Genomic DNA, 17,502 nt, shown 5'->3' with positions numbered 1-17,502 from the left:
ACTGAACTCGTTGATCCATCGCACAGGTCTCTTTCCAGGGCATCGGCAAGTCCTCCTTGCCAACGCAATCTACCCTGTAAACCTTGTGCCCGGTCTATTCTGTAAACCATGTTACCGGTCTGTACCCACCCTCGCCCTCTCCCTGAGGAAGAGGGAAACTGGTGTGCACCTCCTCCTCGCGGGAGAAGGTGAGGATGGGGGGGAAAACCGCTCGCAGGTCGGGTTAGCGAAGCGTAACCCGACGAATGCGAGGTGTCGGGTTACGCCGGCTAACCCGACCTACATTGATTGTCGCCAAGGTGGTGGTTTGGGGGTGTTATGTGGGATTAATAGCCCTCTAACTGAGGGAGGGGGAATGTGGTGGATCCCTTCTCCCCGCGGGAGAAGGTGAAGATGAGGGGAATCGGCCCGTAGCTGTCGGGTTACGCGTTGCTAACCCGACCTACATTTACTCGAGAGCTCGCGCTATGGCTTGCGCCTGTGCGCTGGAAAGTCCGAGGTCGGTGGCGCAGCGCAGGATCAGGGGAACGACCGCCTCGTAAGCCTGCGCGGTCAGCGGTGCGCTTTCCCCGAGTGCTGCGCGGTGGGCTGCGACGGTCTGCGCATCGCCGCGCATGATGGGGCCGGTCAAGGCGCGCGGCACGCCGACTTCGCGCACGTTCTCCGCCACCGTTCCCAGCAGAGCACCCAAGGCGTGTTCCGACTGCTGGCGCGTCAAACCGAGTTGTTCCAGCGCGGGGACGGCGGCGTTGACCAACGCCGCGGCGCCATTGGCAACCAGCGAGGCGACGGCGTGATAGGCCGGTCCGTGGATGGGTGCCGTCAACGGGACAGCTCCGATGCTGCGTGCGATGGTCGCTGCGGATCCGACAGCGCCGGCATCGCCGGCGATCACGAACGCTACGCCCTCGAAACTTGGGCCTTTGGGAGCGTCGGAAAAGGATGCGAGCGGATGCATGACGCCGACCGGGAACCCGGCTTTCCGGCAGGCGATGAGTTCGTCCACGCCCCGCGCCCCGGCACAGTGCAGGATCGACGCATCCCGGTTGCCTACGGCGGCGATGTGCTCGGCGCAGGTGGCAATCGCGGCATCCGGCACGGCCAGCACGATCACGTCGGCTTTCGTCACAGCATCCGCGTCGAAGGCATGTCCAGGGATCAACACCGATGGGTGCTCAGTCCCCTGCAGCGCAGATGCAAGCCCCCGGCCCACTCGACCGCGGCCGACGATGACAACGTTCAATGACTCGCCCTTCCCCTGTGTCTGTTCAATTGTACTTTTTTACGGCGGCGTTGTATTTCGACATGATTTCGTCCAGCTGATCTTCCGGTACGAACTGATGCCATTGGTCCCGGGGAATGTTGGCCATGGCCGTGGCATTGAAGCCGCCGCATTGCGGACACGTGAACAGGAAGGTGTGTTTGTTCTGGCAGGTGACGGTATCGATGGCGTAGGTGTCCAGTTCCAGTGGGCACTGGCATTTCTTGCAGATGGGGGAAAAACCGGCTCTTGAATACATGGCGCGATCAGCCTGAAGTCGATGCTTCGTGACAATGTAGCAGATATGCAGCGAACCTATTCCAGCCACGTGATTGCAACCGGCGCAAGTCGCACTTGTCTGCCCTCATTGCTCGGTTTGAGTCACGCCGCTTCCAAAGCGGCAGGAGAGGTGGCGCTGCGCCAGCGCCCCTTTCGAGATCACTACTCTGTTGGCGTTTTGGAGATTCGGGTTGACACGATCTACGCTGTGGTGAGGGGACTGCGCAGCCGGAAGAGAAACATGGAAGAGGATTCGGATCGCCATCCTGGAAATGCACCCGGCGACTGGTATATCGACCGCCGTTGCATCGATTGCGGCGCCTCGCATTCCGTGGCACCCGAACTGATCGAGCACCGCGCGGGTCAGTGCGTGTTCGTCCGTCAGCCGGTTACCGAGACGGAGATCGAGGCGGCGTGGCGGGCTGTGCTGGTCTGCCCCACCGCATCGGTGCGGCGCGAGTCGGGCGGCTCCCCGCCCCCCGATCTGTTCCCGCACGCCATCGCAGCGGGTGTCTACCGCTGCGGCTACAACGCGCGAAGCTCCTACGGTGCACACGCCTACTTTGTCGAACGCCCGAGCGGCAACGTACTCATCGATGCACCGCGCTGGAGTCGGCGGGTGAATGCGTTCATCTCCGCCCATCACGGACTGGATCATATCTTTCTGACGCATCGCGACGATGTGGCGGATGCTGAAAAGTACGCAAAGGCTTTCGGGGCGCAGGTGTGGATCCATGAACGGGACGCGGACGCGGCGCCGTTTGCCAACCATCTGTTGCGCGGCGGGAGCGTCATACAGCCGCTTCCCGGTTGGCAGGCGATTCCGGTGCCCGGACACACGGCGGGCAGCGTGGTCTATCTGCTGGAGGACACCTTCCTGTTCAGCGGTGATTCGTTGGCGTGGAGCTTCGCCAAACAACGCCTCGTCGCCTTCCGGGATGCCTGCTGGCATTCGTGGGCCGAACAGACGCGCTCGCTGGAGCGGCTGCTCGAGTATGAATTCGAGTGGGTTCTTGCCGGTCATGGCGGCAGTGTGAATCTGCCGCGCGTGTCGATGCGGGATCAGTTGCAGGCGCTGGTGCGGTGGACGTCGTCCTGACAAGCGCGAGCCGTTACCTCGATGTGCAGAATCGGGGTGGCAGGGTCAGAACTCGACCCGATACCAGGTGGTTTCGTTCCGTTCCACACGATAGCGTGCCCACTGGTTGAAATCGATGCAGGTGCAGTGCGCTTTCTTGCGCCGGTGATGGCCGACCACCACCTGATAGGTGATGTTGGCCGCGGGTTGCTCGTCACAGGGCGCCTCTATCGCCAGGATGCGTCGCACCTCCCAGTTGCCGCCGAATGAACCGTTGCTGTAGGTGCAGCCGGGACGCAGGGGGCGCTGTGGTGTCGCTGCCGTGTTGCGGTGACCCATGACTTATACGCTCTGGCGGACCATCAACGCGCGGATGTGGCCGATGGCCTGGGCAGGATTGAGCCCCTTGGGGCAAACATCGGTGCAGTGCATGATGGTGCGGCACCGAAAGAGCTTGTACGGCCCTTCCAATTCATCCAGGCGTGCGTCGGTTGCCTGATCACGACTGTCGGTGAGAAAGCGCCAGGTTTGCAGCAACGCGGCCGGCCCGCGGTACTTGTCCGGATTCCACCACCATGAGGGGCAGAACGTAGAGCAGGCCGCGCAGAGGATGCATTCGTAGAGCCCGTCCAGGCGTTCGCGCTCCTGCGGGGATTGGAGCCGTTCCTTCTCGGGTGGTGCAGTAGTGTTGATGAGGTAGGGGCGCGCCATACGGTATTGGTGGAAGAAGGGCTCCATGTCGACCACCAGATCCCTGATCACGGGCAGCAGCGGCAACGGACGGATCTGCACCGGCTCTTTGAGGGACACCACCGGCGTGATGCAGGCCAGCAGGTTGCGGCCATTGATATTCAGCGCATCCGATCCGCAGACGCCCTCGCCGCAGGAGTGGCGGAAACTGAGCGTTTCATCGTCGGCCTTGATCCGGATCAGTGCCTCCCGGACCATCATCTCCGGCCCGACCTCCAGCTCGTAGTCCTGCATGTGGGGAGCGGTATCGGTTTCGGGGTTAAAGCGATAAATGGAAAAGCGCATTGGTTTTAATGGTGATCCTGTGAGTCAGGGTTGCCGGATGCGCGCCACTCCGCGTAGCACGCGTAACCGCAGAAATGCAGCAGGTAATCGACGACTTCCTGGGTGAGCATCTCGGAAGGATTGATTTCTGTCTGGCACGAGTGACAAGTTGGTGAAGGTTGCTCGGTTTGCTTGTTCATGTCGCTTTTCATTCTAGCGAATGCCGGGATCCCAGGAACAGGGACCGCCGGTGCTGCCCCACATCACAGCAGGGCTTGGCGTATGCTCGGCAAACGAGAGGGTGATTGACGAATTTAATGCCTGCCGCGCTCGCTGATCCTATGATCGATGCTGACACGGATCGTTTGCTCGATCGCCCGCCAATCGTCCTCATGCAGCACACCGTTGACCAGCGGGAAGATGGCGCGCTCTTCCAGGACAATCTGCTTGCGAAACTCTGTACTAAAGGCCTCGGCGCGCCGCCTGATTTCATCCGCTGCGACCACATGACCATACTGCGCGGCGAGGGCTATGGTTTCAAGTGCAGCCCCCTTATCGGCGACGGATCGATGCAGATTTTTCAGTACCTCGACAACCAAGCGCGGTGAACCGGTTTGTTCGGCAAGTCGATCACAGATCATCCACTCCTCCGCGCAGTGGCTGCCTGACAGGCCGGGTCTGAGATAGGCCATCAATTCCACGAGTTCGGTGTAGTCGAGGGGTTCCTCAAGCTCGATGTCGCGCACAATGCTATCCAGGAACGTCAACTGTGCGTCATAGTCCTGATGATCCTGCAGGAGATGTTCGAGAAACCGCGCCATAAGACCTTTCCGCCGACTACGCTACGACCTCACACTATCCTCGTACCATCAATTACACAAACGATAAATAATCAACAATAATATTAAATATTGTCATATCAAATGGGTGTAGGTGGACCGATGGACATTGAATTTGCGCGCACCTTTCTCAAGGTGGTCGATACCGGCAGTTTCGTTCGTGCGGCCAAAACCTTGCATATTACGCAAGCGGCCGTGAGCAGAAGAATCAGCTCGTTGGAGAGCTATCTGGGCTGTGAGCTTTTCGTGCGCAACAAAGCGGGGGCGACCATGACCGCCGCGGGGCGACGTTTCCTGCGCTACGCCGCCAATATGGTGCAGACGCTGGAGCGTGCCCGTCACGAAGTGGGCGTAGCTCAAGCCTTCGAGGGATCGCTGGCCGTGGGGGGACGCTTCGGATTGTGGGAGGGTCTGCTGCTCAAGTGGCTGAATGCCCTCAGTGTGGAGATCCCCGATGTGCAAATCAGGGCGCACATCGGCTTTGAAGAGGGACTGATGCAGGAACTCGTCGATGGCAGTCTGGATATCGGCGTCATGTACACACCGCAGAGCCGACCAGCCCTGAAAGTCGAACGCCTGTTCGAAGAGGAACTCATTCTGGTGACGAGCACTGAAGAGGAGTGCCACACGCCCAATCCCGATCGCTATGTCCACGTCGACTGGGGGCCTGAGTTTCTGGCACAGATCAGCGGCGGCCTGCCCCAACTGAGCAGTCCGCGCGTGATTGTGGGGATCGGCTGGCTGGGGCTGCAGCGTATCCTGACGGATGGCGGCTCGGGCTATTTTCCACACCGTCTGGTGCGGGAGCTGATCGAACAGGGGCGGGTGTTTCCTGTATCGCACGCTCCGAGTTTCCAGCAGCCCGTCTACGTGGTGTATCCGAGTTCGTCGAACAATCCCCTGATAGCGCCGGCAGTGGGCAGGTTACACCAGGTGGCAGCGACGGTGATGAGTCACTCCTAGGATCTTGCTCCGGCGCGTGTCATCTGGATGCCGCCGATCAGGCTCTGCTGCGCAACCGGTGTCAACCGCCGCCACGCTGAAAGTAGCGGTCGAAGCGTTCGAGGAATGCTTTGAAACGTGCTGTCTGTTCGCCATGGTACTCAATGCTGGTCGGTGTAGCGGGCAGGCTGAGCAGGGCGATCCGTCGCTGCCGGGTCGGGCCGAGCGTCACGCTGAACTGTTCGCCGGGTTGGAATTCGACGATGGCGGTGCGCCGGCCAACGGTGAAGGGACACTGTCCAGCTGCGGTGGGGAGTATGCGTTGAAAATCCTCCCAGGTGATGGCCATCTCACGTTCGATGACTACCGCCACCGGGTCTACCCGCCGGCGATCGGCGGCCAAATGGCCAATTCATCGCCCTCCTCCAGCAATTTCCGAGTGCGTTCTTCAGGGGGGATGAAGGTGCCGTTGACGAGTACCAGATGCGCGAGTCGAGGTGGCAGATTGAACTGATCGATCATGCGTTGGGTGCTGGTTCCCTCCTGTATGGCCATTTCCACCTGGTTACCGGAGGCGCCCGAAGGCAGGTATTGCGACAGGGTGGCAAAGAGCTTTACTTTAATCTTCATGGCTACCTATGCTTCTGCTAGATATGTCCAACAGGAGGTCTATAGTTATCGGAGTATAGCAATCGCTCATCACAAGCAACGGCTTGTCAAAAACAAAAACAATTAGAAATCATTGGGTTCTTTTAAATAATCAGGAGCTGAACCTAACGGAAATAGTCGGATTTTTACAACCGTCACCACGTCAGTACCCGAACGCCTCGCCGCGCAGCCGACCATGATGCCCAGCTGTGACGGGGAGGACGATTTTCAAAACAATAAGGAGGAGGAGAATGCTTAGGTCCCTTCATATCGAACCGTCCAAGTGCACCAGTTGCCTGCAGTGCGAGATGGCCTGTTCTCTGGAGAACGAGGGGGTTATCAACCCCGCCCGATCGCGTATTCGTGTATTTCAGTTCCACGCCGACGGTAAGTTCGTCCCCTACACCTGCACCCAATGCGCCGAAGCGTGGTGCATGCAGGCATGTCCCGTCGATGCCATCAGCAACAACCTCTCAACGGGCGCCAAGGAGGTCAACGTGGCCCGCTGTGTGGGTTGCAAAGTCTGCACCATCGCCTGTCCGTTTGGCACCATCAACTACCAGGCTCACTCCGGCAAGGTCATCAAGTGCGATCTGTGCGGCGGGGATCCGGCTTGCGTGAAAGCCTGTCCCACCGGTGCGATCACCTATATCGATGCTGACACCACCGGACTCGACCGCATGCGCGCCTGGGCTGCCAAGACCGGTGCCCAACCCGCAGCAGCTCAAGCCTGATCTGAAGGAGGAACGCGAAAATGGCATGGCAGAAAAAAATACTGCGGGTAGACCTCAGCAAAGGCACCTGCACCCCCGAGCCCCTCAATATGGAGTGGGCGCAGCAATACATCGGCCAGCGCGGTCTCGCCACCAAGTATCTGGTGGAGGAGATGGATCCGAAGACCGATCCACTCTCACCGAAGAATAAGCTGATCTTCGCCACCGGTCCCTTGACCGGTACCCTGGCATCGACAGGTGGGCGCTACTCGGTCATCACCAAGGGCGCATTGACCAACGCAATCGCCTGCTCCAACTCGGGTGGTTACTTCGGTCCCGAGCTCAAGTTTGCCGGCTGGGACATGATCATTATCGAGGGTAAGGCGAAATCCCCGGTCTACCTGCACATCGAGAACGACAAGGCCGAGTTGCTGCCCGCTGACGAACTGTGGGGCAAATCGACCTGGGAGACCGAGGAGTGGATCCACGCCCGTCACCAGGATCCGCAGATGCGTATCGCCTCCATCGGCGTGGCCGGGGAGAATCAGGTGCTCTACGCCTGCGTGGTCAACGATCTGCATCGCGCCGCCGGGCGTTCGGGCGTGGGTGCGGTAATGGGTTCGAAAAACCTCAAATGCATCGCCGTGCGCGGCACCCAAGGTGTGGCAGGCATACGCGACATCAAAGGTTTCATGGAGGCGACGTCCGCCGCGAAAAAGATCCTGGTCGACAATCCCGTCACCGGACAGGGTCTGCCCACCTATGGGACCCAGGTGCTGATGAACGTGATCAACGAGGTCGGCGCCCTGCCCACCCGCAACCATCGCGATGTGCAGTTCGAGGGCGCCAGCAAGATCTCCGGGGAGGCGATGCATGAACCCCGGCCCACCGACGGCAAGGCCAACCTGGTGACCAACCAGGCGTGCTTTGGCTGCACCATCGCCTGTGGCCGTATTTCGAAGGTCGACCAGAACCACTTCACGGTGAAAAACAATCCCAGGTACTGGGGTGCCTCGGGCGGGTTGGAGTACGAGAACGCCTGGTCATTGGGCGCCGACACCGGAGTAGACGATCTCGACGCATTGACCTACACCAACTTCATCTGCAACGAGCACGGGATGGATCCCATCTCCTTCGGCGCCACCGTGGCCGCCGCCATGGAGCTCTACGACATCGGTGCCATCGACGACAAGATTACCGGTGGGATGTCGCTGCGCTTCGGCTCGGCGGAGGATCTGGCGAAGGCCGTCGAGATGACCGCCAAGGGTGAGGGTTTCGGCAAGGAACTCGCCCTGGGTTCGCGGCGACTGTGCGAGAAATACGGCCACGGCGAACTCTCCATGTCGGTCAAGAGCCAGGAATTCCCCGCCTACGACTCGCGCGCCATCCAGGGCATCGGACTGGCCTACGCCACCAGCAACCGCGGCGCCTGCCATTTGCGCGCTTACACCATCGCCTCGGAGATACTGGGCATTCCGGTGAAGACCGATCCACATGCCGCCGAGGGCAAGGCGGAACTGGTGAAAGCGTTCCAGGATGCCACGGCAGCCTGGGATTCGACGGGCCTCTGCGTCTTTACCTCCTTCGCCTGGACCCTGGCCGATATCGCCCCCCAGATGGGTACGGCCTGCGAGGGCGATTGGAGTGTGGAGAAACTGGCGGAAGCCGGCGAGCGGATCTGGAACATGGAGCGCCAGTTCAATCTGGCCTCCGGCCTGACCAGCGCCGACGACAATCTGCCGCCGCGGATCCTGAAGGAAGGGGCCAAGACGGGACCCGCCAAGGGAATGGTCAACCGCCTGCCGGAGATGCTGCCGGAGTACTATGCGGTACGTGGCTGGGACAAGGCAGGCAAGCCCAGCAAGGACACATTGGGCCGGTTGGGTCTCAGTTAGCACCGTAAGCCGTTACACAGGGGCGGGATCACTCGCCCCTGTGTTTTATATTAATAATAACAATGAGATAACGATAATAGTTAAAGCTAATTGTCGCGACTGGACGGCGATGTCTGTCGCGTAATCCACAATCGATGAGGAACTCGTCATGCACTACGTAATCGTTGGTGCCGGTCCTGCGGGGGTCGTGGCCGCCGAGGCGCTGCGTAAGGTCGATCCACAAGGTGATATCAGCCTGCTGGATCGCCACGGCGAGCCCCCCTATTCGCGCATGGCCATACCCTACTACCTGGCGGGCAACATCGCGGAGGAAGGTACCCACCTGCGCAAGGAAGAAGGTCATTTCGAAAAGCTGGGGATACAGCTGGTCAATCAAGGGATCAGGAAAGTGAGCCCCGCGGATCGCCACATCACTCTCGACGATGGTTCCCAACTGCAATATGACAAGCTCTTGTTGGCTACCGGATCGCACCCTTTGACTCCCCCGATCCCCGGGGTGGACAACCCGGGTGTGCTCCCCTGCTGGGAACTTGAGCATGCCCGCGAAATCGTCAAGCGGGCAAAGCCTGGCGCGAAGGTCGCGCTGATCGGCGCCGGGTTTATCGGCTGCATCATCCTCGAAGCCCTGGCGCTGCGCAAAGTCGAGTTGGCCGTGATCGAGATGGGTCCGCGTATGGTGCCGCGCATGATGGATGAAAAGGCCGGCGCCATGATCAAGGCCTGGTGCGAAGACAAAGGTGTGGCGGTGTATACGGATACCCAGGTCGAAGCCATCGAAGCTGCACAGGGTGCGCAACCCCTCAATGTGGTTCTGCCGGGAGGTAAGAGGCTGCCTGCCGACCTGGTGATTACCGCCACCGGTGTTGGCGCGAACACGGCGTTCCTGAAGGGCTCCGGAATCAAGGTCGACCAGGGGATTCTGGTCGATGAATTTATGCAAACCAGCGATGCCAACGTCTTTGCCGCGGGTGACTGTGCCCAGGGATGCGATTTCTCCACAGGCGAGCGTAGTGTCCATGCAATTCAACCGACCGCGGTGGATCATGGCCGGATCGCGGCGCTCAACATGGCGGGTCAGAGCGTGCCTTACAAGGGCAGCGTCAATATGAACGTGCTCGACACCATCGGACTGATATCCACCTCGTTCGGATTGTGGATGGGGGCGAAAGGGGGAGACTGTATCGAGCTCCATGATCCCGAGCGCTTCCGGTACCTCAATCTGCAGTTTAAGGATGATGTGCTGGTGGGTGCCACCAGCCTTGGCATGACCGAACACGTCGGGGTGCTGCGCGGTTTGATACAGAGTCAGGTTCCTCTGGGTCCCTGGAAAGATAAACTCCTGGTCGACCCGACGCGGGTAATGGAGGCCTATCTGGCCCGTTGCGGAACGTCGGCACAGGCTGCGGCATCCGCTTAGCGTTGTACAGATTCCCCTTGCCCGGGACGCCGTCCAGGCGCCCTTTTCTGTTCCCTCATCTCAGCCGGTACAGAGCGCTGCACTCCGCTCGAGGAGAGGATGCCCATCAATGGCTCGAGATTGAACGTGCCGACCTGCCAGCCGGGGCGTAAATATTTTTCTGCAGACACGGAACAACGTCATAGCCGGCAGGTCATAGCCTTCGCCCGGATACACGTCAAAGTGACCGGCAATCCCCCAATGTTTCAATACGGAGATTAATGCAATGAAACGGAAGTTAGCGACCAGTCTTACCAAGGGTATGGCGGCGGCGATAGTAATGGCGTTAGGCGCCTCCACCGGCGCTTACGCCGCCGGTGCGATGAAGAGCACGATGGGATTCGGTGAGTTGGACAAGGATGGCAACGGTCTCATATCGCAGGAGGAAGCCGAACACGACAAGATGCTGAGCGCCAAGTTTATGGATACCGATCAGGACGGCGATGGTCAGGTCAACGAGGCCGAGTTCAGCGCCTTTGAGGTGATGGAGGAAAAAGCCAAGGAATAGTTGAATTGTTCGGCTGATTCACGAGCGGCTGTCGACTACTTAATTTCAATTTTTCGGTAGCGATCAGATACGGAACGGCCCGTCTCAACGACGGGCCTTTTTTTTATTCGATGAGCGGCGCCTCGGCGGGGAGCTTCCCTCTTTCGTGCTTCTCGTCTGTGAGCTGTAACGTGAGCGGCGATGCATGTACCGGCCACTGACCTTTCGTCACGTTCACCGCGTCATCACCGGCAAAGGCGAGATAGCTGTATTTGCCGTAATGCGGCAGTTTGCGCGCCAGTCCCGGCACCGCAGCCACACTCCCCACCTGCAGATAGGCCAAGGTCGAGACAGCGGAACGGCGCAGAGTCAGTACCAGGCTGAGATCTTTTTCGGTTAACACCTCCTCTCCCAGCTTGAGCTTGGGACCCAGTTCGACGGGAAACTGCGCGCTGATCCGCTTCAGCTGTGACGCGGCGTGACGATTGGTTTTGCCCAGCACCCAGATCCCGCCATTCTCCGGTAAGGGCAGGATATCCTCTTGTGTTCGAATGCCCGGAAACTGCCGCCGCCACTGCGCGACCAACAGCAGGTAGGCGTCACGCTCTTCCGCACTCGCCCCGGAGGGCACCACCACCGTGAGGTTGGCCGCCCCGAAAACCTGTCCCAGCGAAGGCGGCAGTTCCTCGGGTGCAAGACGTCGGAAGAGGTCGAACCGCGGGTCGATGTCGATTCGCAAGGGACGCGATGGCAGCGTGATGGCGAACCGGGTACTCGCGGAATCCAGCTCGACGATCGACCACACCGCTGTATCGCTGTCCGCGACGGTCACCGCTACAGGAACCCTCAGACGATAGGGTGTGTCGGCGTGGCTTTGACGCAACTCACCTTCCAAACGAAATCCCTTCTGCTGCAAATCGCGGACCTGGGGCTCTCCGAGTACGATAGCCGGTGCACCAACCCGCTCTACCCATTGGTGGAACATCGCAGCGAGTGGGCGACCGCTGACCGCCTCAAAAACCCGGCGTATCTCTTCGAAGCCGGCACTCCGGTACCGGTAATCGCGGTAGAGGCGCCTTAGCCCGGTGCGAAATGCGGTATCGCCGAGGTTTCGACGTAGCATGTGAAAGAACATCAGCGTCTTGCCGTAACCCACAGCCTGGCTGGCGCCATCATGGCGGGCGCGGAATTCACGCAATGGGAAATCGCTTTCGGACGCCACATAATCAGCATATTTCTGGAGTATCGATCGCCGGTAGTCCGCGCTTCTCCCTTGCTGTTCCTGAATAAGATGATCCGCCAGATAACTGGTCAGACCCTCGCTCCAATTGCCTGAGGCGTAGTCCGGGTAGACACCATTGCCCCACCAGTTATGCAGGATCTCATGCGGGTAGGAGCTGGTGAGTATGAAGGGCAGGCGCATGACCCGCGACCCCAGCAGCGTAAACGAAGGCATGCCATAGCCGGTCTCCCAGCGGTTCTCGACAACGGCAAATTTCGGATAGGGATAGGGGCCGATCAGACGGCTGTAGAGATCCAGATAGCGATCGGTGATATCGAGAAAGCGTTGTGCGAGGGGATCGTCGGATGTTCGCAGGAATACCTGCGCTTCGGCGTGCGGTCCCGGTTTCGAATAAAAGCGATACGGCGCGGCGAGCAGATAGATCTCTTCCTGGGGTTCTTCGCTGCGCCAACGGGTGGTAGTGGTGGTGCCCTCGAGCCGCGCGCCCTGACTGATACTCTGCCAGCCGGGCGGATGATGGACGGTCAACTCCGCCGTGACGGGATGCTCTCCCGTGAGCGGATACCACGCGCCGGCACCGTCCAGATAGACGCTCGCGCTGTCCAGCACCACACCAGGCATGGCCTGCGGTGCTGAACGGCGGGGTGCCTGTGGAGTTCCTTCATAGCTGATGGAGAGGGTGTCCGCCAGGGGATCGAGTGTAAATCGGTAGCGTCTGCGATTGCCCTCCGCAATTCCGTACGGTGACACCGCCTTTGCGTTGGTGGCTACGATCTGCAAGCCCGCATTGAGCACGACCTCCAGATACCTTGCCCGCGCCCCGTCGGGCAAGCTGATTCGATCGGCAACGAACAAGCGTCCCTCGTCAGGCTTGAGAGTGATATCCAGCTGGTGGTGCAGCACCGCGGGGCTTTCCGTCCATGCCGGCGTGGCAAGCAACATCAGGAGCAGCGGGGGAACCCAGCGCTGGATTCGAGGTCGGTTAGTAAGGATCATTGGCCTAATTTAGCTATGAATCGGGCTTTCGCTAGCCCCCCGTGGGAGTATTTGAACACGCGCCCCTGACCGTCATGGTTTAGCATGGATGGGACGCGGAGAGGTAAAAATGGTGCAAAAAATTGTGAGCACATGGGGCGGCTACCTGTTGGTCGCCCTTTTTGTAGCGGGTTGCCACTCTGTTCCTCGGGCGGGCGACAGCGATCATGCGCAGAGTATCGTCGTCAACGACAGGACGCTCGAGGATGCGCTGGCCACTATCGACGGGCTTTCGTTGCGGGTCGTATCCGGCGGTATCGAGGGACCGCTCGACGCTGCTCTTCCAACGCTCGGTGAATCTCGCGTGGTTTTCGTCGGCGAGACGCACACTCATTACGAGCACCATCTGGTTCAACTCGCCCTGCTGCGAGCCTTGCATGAGCAAAATCCAAGACTGGCGGTTGGTGTCGAGTGGTTTCAGCAGGACCTGCAACAGCCGCTGGATGACTATATGGTCGGCCGTATCGGCGAAGCCGAAATGCTGCAGAAGACCGAGTACTATGAACGTTGGCGTTACGACTATCGCCTCTATCGTCCGATCGTCGAATACGCCAAACGTCACCAGCTTCCCCTGATCGCGCTCAATGCACCCGCCGACATCACCCGGAAAATCAGCAGCGGCGGCCTCTCGAGCCTGGCACCGGAGGTGCGTGCCCGGTTGCCGTCACAGATGGACGGGTCAGACCCCACCTATCGCCAGCGGGTGCGCGCCGCTTACGACCTTCATCCAGACAGCGAGCAACCCTTTGAGAACTTCCTGAGTGTGCAGCTGGTATGGGATGAATCGATGGCGGAAAACGCGGCAAAGTTCCTCAGGGCCAATCCACAACATCGCATGATCGTGCTGGCGGGCACCGGGCACGCGGGATTTCGCACCGGTATACCGGATCGGCTGCTGCGCCGCCTGCCCGTCTCGACGGTGACGGTAACGACCGTGAATGAAAAACCCGGAACGGCTCACGAACCGGGCAGCGCGGATGTTCTTGTGGTCTCACCGTCGCTCAGCCTGCCCCCGAGCGGCAAGCTTGGTGTCATGGTCAATACCCGCGACCAGCGGGTAACGGTCAGCGGCGTTCTGCAGGAGAGCGGAGCCTACCGTGCAGGCATACGCAAGAGTGACCAGATCCTGAAACTGGAGGATCAGGATGTACAGTCGTTTTCCGACCTGAAGCTTGCCCTGATGGACAAGCGTCCCGGCGATACGGTGGTCGTGGTGGTTCAGGCGCAGACCAGCCCCCCGCGACAGCTCGACGTGGTGCTTCACTAGAACGGCGCGTTTTCGATTTGATTGACGCCGCAACGGGCGCTATCCTTTATTCCTACTTTTTTAGTCAATTAAAGCAATACGACTTCAGGTTGCGTACCGGATCGGAGATGCCGAATGAAGAAATGGCAATGCATTATCTGCGGCTTCGTCTACGACGAAAAAGAGGGGATGCCTGAGGAGGGCGTAGAGCCTGGCACGCGTTGGGAGGATATACCGGAGGACTGGGAATGCCCCGAATGCGGGGTAGGCAAAGCCGATTTCGAAATGACCCCGGTGGCGGCCTGACCCGAGTGAGCGCGGACCTGAACTCGCGCTCAGCACACAGGTGTACCGTAGGAGCGGCTGAACGGCACCGGTCCCGAAAGCGCCAGCACATCACCCTGTTTCAGTTCATGATGGGCTTCGATGGCCCCGCCCAGTGCGGTGGATATGTTGTGACCGTTCAACCATGAAACGTAGACCTTGTGCGCGGGGACGCGCAGACGCTCGAGCACTTCACCGACCGTGGTACTGCTCGGAACCTGCATAGGGCCGCTGCGACCGTAGCGACCGAGGCTGTTGAAAAGGCGCAACTCGATTTCGATCATCCCCCTTCCCCACCATTCGCACTGACAGACCGCGCCTATCCTAGTTAAACCGTTTTCTTTGCTCAACCCCGTTTCATAAATGGCTGGCGCCCGACCTCTTGCCGTGTCGGTGAACGGGCATATTTTCGTCTTTCTCAACCCGGACCCACCCCTTTGGGGGGTGTTTGCAGGCTGTGCACAACGCCAATGATCGAGTTAGACTACCCAAACTTGTCAGCCGGTCAATGACTTAGCCATTAACGGATCATTGATCTGCGGATATCGGGGGGAAACCACGCTGGAGCTCCAGCGATCAACATAACGGCTCGATTGCCGTCCAGGGTTTGACCGGCAGCTTTGTCTGTCTTGTGTGCGCCGTAGCGCGCCAATAGCGAGATCTGCGCTTGATTGGCAATCTGAAAATACGTGGACACCTGATACTGCTGGCCCTGCTGCCCATTGCAGCTCTGGTTTATTTCGCGCTAACCGACGTTATTACCAAGCATCGTGTCTATCGCGACGCCAGCGAGTTGCACCGCGCCGTCATGATAGCCGCACTTACCAGTGCCTTGATCCATGAGGTTCAGCGCGAAAGAGGCTTGGCCGCAGTCGTCATCGGATCGCAGGGCAACCGCTTTGTCGACCAGTTCAGGGACCAGTACAAGATCACCGATGACCAACTAGAGAAGCTGCGCGAACAGACGGTTATTATCGACGGCGACACCTACACACGGGCGCTGCGCGGCAAACTTCACAGGGCTTTGAAGATCCTGGATGAGCACGCCGACAAACGGCGCCAAACCGAATTGCTCCAGCTCTCGATCGATGACGTCCTGAATCACTACGCCGATATCGTCGCGCGTCTGCTGGAAGTCGTTTCAGACCTTCCCCTGCTCAGCTCCGACGTGCGGATTGCCACGAACGGCGCTGCCGCTGTTCAACTCCTTAAAGCAAAAGAGAAGTCCGGTATAGAACGCGCCGTTCTGGCCAACGCGTTTGCGGCGGGTAGTTTCTCCCCGGGTATGCTTGGTGTCGTGGTCGCGCTGATTTCGTCACAGGATGCCTACCTGGACACCTTCCACCAGTTGGCGACCAATGAACAGCGCGCCTTCTTCAGAGAGCGCATGGAGGGTTCATTCAGCGATGCGGTTGACCGGATGCGCGAAATAGCCGTAGCCGGGGCTTCGGGCAATCTACGGGCTGACGCGGCGCGCTGGTTCGATGCAATGAGCACGCGGATCGACAGATTGCAGGAGATCGAGAATCATCTGCTCATGGACTTGCGCGACACCGCGCAGACGCTGGCAGCGAACACGCGCAACTCACTGACCACCAGCGCGTTCATCGCCCTGGTAGTGGTACTGACAACCATACTGCTCACCTATGTGCTGATACGCAATATACTCGGGCAGATAAATATCCTGCACGGCACCATCGAGTCGGTGCGTCGCGGTGCCGACTTGACCAAGCGCGCCAAAGTCACCAGTCGCGACGAAATCGGGACTGCACTGAATGCCTTCAACGAGATGCTCGATGAGCTCTCCCATGCCGACGTCGGTTCGCGGCATCGGTTGGAGAACCAGCTCCGTGAACAGGCCGAGCAGATCGCCGAAGCCGACCGACGTAAAGACCAGTTTCTGGCCATGCTTGCCCACGAACTCCGCAACCCGCTGGCCCCCATCGGCAATGTGCTGCAGATATTGGAGAAAGAGCAGGAGACGTTGAGTCCCCGATCGCGACAGGGGCTGGAGATGATGGATCGTCAACTCAAACAGATGTGCACGCTGGTCGACGATCTCCTCGATGTCGCTCGTATAACGCATGACAGGCTCGAACTGCGCACCGTGCCGATGCCGTTGACCACAGTGCTCTCGCATGCCGCGGATATCGTCAAATCACAGATTGAGGAGAAAGGGCAGCATCTGCACCTCGATATCCATGGTGCAGCGACCTGCGCCAACATCGATCCTGTGCGCATGACGCAGATTGTTACCAATCTGCTCTGCAATGCCACCAAGTACACACCGGCAGGGGGTGATATCTGGCTCTCCCTGGAGTGTCAAGAGGACGAGGCGGTAATCAACGTTCGCGACAGCGGTGTAGGCATCGATGCCGCCCTGCTCCCGCATGTGTTCGATGTGTTCACCCAGGCGGAGCGCCATCTGGATCGATCGGAAGGCGGACTCGGTATCGGCCTGAGCCTGGTGCAGGATCTGACCGAACTCCACGGTGGGCGCGTTGCAGCGTTCAGCGATGGTGCGGGAAAAGGCAGCCGTTTCGAGGTGCGCATACCTGCATTGGCCGAAAAACCCGCGATCAGCGAAACCCCGAGTGACGCGCCGCTGGTTGGCGAGGATTCATCCGTTGCGCGCCGCATCCTCATCGTCGAAGACAACATTGACGCTGCCACGTCGCTGGCCTCGCTACTGAGCGCCATGGGACATAACGTCCACGCCGCCCACGATGGCCTGGCCGCTGTCGATGTCATCCCGATGCTGCGCCCGGAGATTGTGATACTTGATATTGGACTGCCGGAGATGGACGGTTACCAGGTGGCTCGACACCTGCGTGACACTTTCGGCAACAGAAACCTGAAACTGGTGGCACTGACGGGTTACGGCAGTGAGGAGGCACGACAGAAATCGAAAGAGGCCGGATTTGACCACCATCTGGTCAAACCGGTGGATCCTCGCGTACTGCAGAGGATACTCCGTATGACAGAGGCCGATCCCGCGGATACCCTGGATCCCCAATTGGTCTGTCGCTAGAACCTGTCTCA

General features: G+C 59.6%; 19 protein-coding genes. 9 read left to right on the top strand and 10 right to left on the bottom strand.

Going from position 1 to position 17,502, the window contains the following annotated elements; genetic code table 11:
* Window positions 1–448 precede the first annotated feature (448 nt).
* Both DWQ09_13735 and DWQ09_13730 read right to left on the bottom strand, forming a co-directional pair.
* Window positions 449–1,243 carry a DUF2520 domain-containing protein gene (locus DWQ09_13735; GenBank protein KAA3627371.1) on the bottom strand — a complete coding sequence of 265 codons (795 nt, stop codon included), beginning with the start codon at window positions 1,241–1,243 and terminating at the stop codon, window positions 449–451.
* Window positions 1,244–1,268: 25 nt separating this feature from the next.
* A complete protein-coding gene (locus DWQ09_13730; protein ID KAA3627370.1) occupies window positions 1,269–1,520 on the bottom strand; it encodes a hypothetical protein in 252 nt (83 codons plus the stop codon).
* Between the two features lie 261 nt (window positions 1,521–1,781).
* On the opposite strand from DWQ09_13730, the gene DWQ09_13725 reads away from it, so the two are divergent.
* Window positions 1,782–2,639: an MBL fold metallo-hydrolase gene (locus tag DWQ09_13725; GenBank protein KAA3627369.1), complete on the top strand. Its 858-nt coding sequence runs from the start codon at window positions 1,782–1,784 to the stop codon at window positions 2,637–2,639.
* Between the two features lie 45 nt (window positions 2,640–2,684).
* On the opposite strand, the gene DWQ09_13720 is transcribed toward DWQ09_13725, so the two are convergent.
* The 4 genes from DWQ09_13720 to DWQ09_13705 form a co-directional block, all read right to left on the bottom strand.
* Complete coding sequence (locus DWQ09_13720; GenBank protein ID KAA3627368.1) at window positions 2,685–2,957, bottom strand: hypothetical protein; 273 nt, start codon at window positions 2,955–2,957, stop codon at window positions 2,685–2,687.
* A 3-nt stretch (window positions 2,958–2,960) separates the two neighbouring features.
* The gene (locus tag DWQ09_13715) at window positions 2,961–3,653 is read right to left on the bottom strand and encodes a succinate dehydrogenase iron-sulfur subunit (protein KAA3627367.1); all 693 of its coding nucleotides are present in this window, start codon (window positions 3,651–3,653) and stop codon (window positions 2,961–2,963) included.
* Window positions 3,654–3,658: 5 nt separating this feature from the next.
* Window positions 3,659–3,844 (bottom strand): DUF3330 domain-containing protein, encoded by a 186-nt coding sequence (locus DWQ09_13710; GenBank protein ID KAA3627366.1) that lies wholly within the window; start codon window positions 3,842–3,844, stop codon window positions 3,659–3,661.
* 102 nt (window positions 3,845–3,946) lie between these two features.
* Window positions 3,947–4,453 carry a hypothetical protein gene (locus tag DWQ09_13705; GenBank protein ID KAA3627365.1) on the bottom strand — a complete coding sequence of 169 codons (507 nt, stop codon included), beginning with the start codon at window positions 4,451–4,453 and terminating at the stop codon, window positions 3,947–3,949.
* 120 nt (window positions 4,454–4,573) lie between these two features.
* Between DWQ09_13705 and DWQ09_13700 the strand changes: the two genes are divergently transcribed.
* Complete coding sequence (locus DWQ09_13700) at window positions 4,574–5,434, top strand: LysR family transcriptional regulator (protein ID KAA3627364.1); 861 nt, start codon at window positions 4,574–4,576, stop codon at window positions 5,432–5,434.
* A 61-nt stretch (window positions 5,435–5,495) separates the two neighbouring features.
* On the opposite strand, the gene DWQ09_13695 is transcribed toward DWQ09_13700, so the two are convergent.
* Window positions 5,496–5,816 (bottom strand): hypothetical protein, encoded by a 321-nt coding sequence (locus DWQ09_13695; GenBank protein KAA3627363.1) that lies wholly within the window; start codon window positions 5,814–5,816, stop codon window positions 5,496–5,498.
* On the bottom strand, window positions 5,792–6,043 hold the full coding sequence (locus tag DWQ09_13690) for a MoaD/ThiS family protein (protein KAA3627362.1): 252 nt from the start codon (window positions 6,041–6,043) through the stop codon (window positions 5,792–5,794). The genes DWQ09_13695 and DWQ09_13690 overlap by 25 nt, the downstream gene beginning before the upstream one ends.
* A 269-nt stretch (window positions 6,044–6,312) precedes the next feature.
* On the opposite strand from DWQ09_13690, the gene DWQ09_13685 reads away from it, so the two are divergent.
* The 4 genes from DWQ09_13685 (at window position 6,313) to DWQ09_13670 (ending at window position 10,633) form a co-directional block, all read left to right on the top strand.
* A complete protein-coding gene (locus tag DWQ09_13685; GenBank protein KAA3627361.1) occupies window positions 6,313–6,795 on the top strand; it encodes a 4Fe-4S dicluster domain-containing protein in 483 nt (160 codons plus the stop codon).
* Between the two features lie 20 nt (window positions 6,796–6,815).
* Window positions 6,816–8,669 carry an aldehyde ferredoxin oxidoreductase gene (locus DWQ09_13680; protein KAA3627360.1) on the top strand — a complete coding sequence of 618 codons (1,854 nt, stop codon included), beginning with the start codon at window positions 6,816–6,818 and terminating at the stop codon, window positions 8,667–8,669.
* Between the two features lie 148 nt (window positions 8,670–8,817).
* Window positions 8,818–10,086, top strand: a complete 1,269-nt coding sequence (locus DWQ09_13675) for an NAD(P)/FAD-dependent oxidoreductase (protein ID KAA3627359.1) — start codon at window positions 8,818–8,820, stop codon at window positions 10,084–10,086.
* A gap of 265 nt (window positions 10,087–10,351) precedes the next feature.
* Window positions 10,352–10,633 (top strand): hypothetical protein, encoded by a 282-nt coding sequence (locus tag DWQ09_13670; protein KAA3627358.1) that lies wholly within the window; start codon window positions 10,352–10,354, stop codon window positions 10,631–10,633.
* Window positions 10,634–10,736: 103 nt separating this feature from the next.
* On the opposite strand, the gene DWQ09_13665 is transcribed toward DWQ09_13670, so the two are convergent.
* Entirely contained in the window at window positions 10,737–12,758 is a 2,022-nt protein-coding gene (locus DWQ09_13665) for a M1 family peptidase (protein KAA3627357.1), read from the bottom strand.
* A gap of 181 nt (window positions 12,759–12,939) precedes the next feature.
* On the opposite strand from DWQ09_13665, the gene DWQ09_13660 reads away from it, so the two are divergent.
* Together DWQ09_13660 and DWQ09_13655 are read left to right on the top strand one after the other, a co-directional pair.
* On the top strand, window positions 12,940–14,157 hold the full coding sequence (locus DWQ09_13660) for a PDZ domain-containing protein (protein KAA3627356.1): 1,218 nt from the start codon (window positions 12,940–12,942) through the stop codon (window positions 14,155–14,157).
* Window positions 14,158–14,271: 114 nt separating this feature from the next.
* The gene (locus DWQ09_13655) at window positions 14,272–14,442 is read left to right on the top strand and encodes a rubredoxin (GenBank protein ID KAA3627355.1); all 171 of its coding nucleotides are present in this window, start codon (window positions 14,272–14,274) and stop codon (window positions 14,440–14,442) included.
* 29 nt (window positions 14,443–14,471) lie between these two features.
* On the opposite strand, the gene DWQ09_13650 is transcribed toward DWQ09_13655, so the two are convergent.
* On the bottom strand, window positions 14,472–14,744 hold the full coding sequence (locus DWQ09_13650; GenBank protein ID KAA3627354.1) for a hypothetical protein: 273 nt from the start codon (window positions 14,742–14,744) through the stop codon (window positions 14,472–14,474).
* A gap of 383 nt (window positions 14,745–15,127) precedes the next feature.
* Between DWQ09_13650 and DWQ09_13645 the strand changes: the two genes are divergently transcribed.
* Window positions 15,128–17,491: a response regulator gene (locus tag DWQ09_13645; GenBank protein KAA3627353.1), complete on the top strand. Its 2,364-nt coding sequence runs from the start codon at window positions 15,128–15,130 to the stop codon at window positions 17,489–17,491.
* The last annotated feature ends 11 nt before the right edge of the window (window positions 17,492–17,502 follow it).

It is taken from the genome of Pseudomonadota bacterium (assembly GCA_008501635.1).
GTDB lineage: Bacteria > Pseudomonadota > Gammaproteobacteria > QQUJ01 > QQUJ01 > QQUJ01.
Note: the sequence above shows the minus strand (reverse complement) of the source record. Positions and strands in the feature narration are given on the sequence as shown.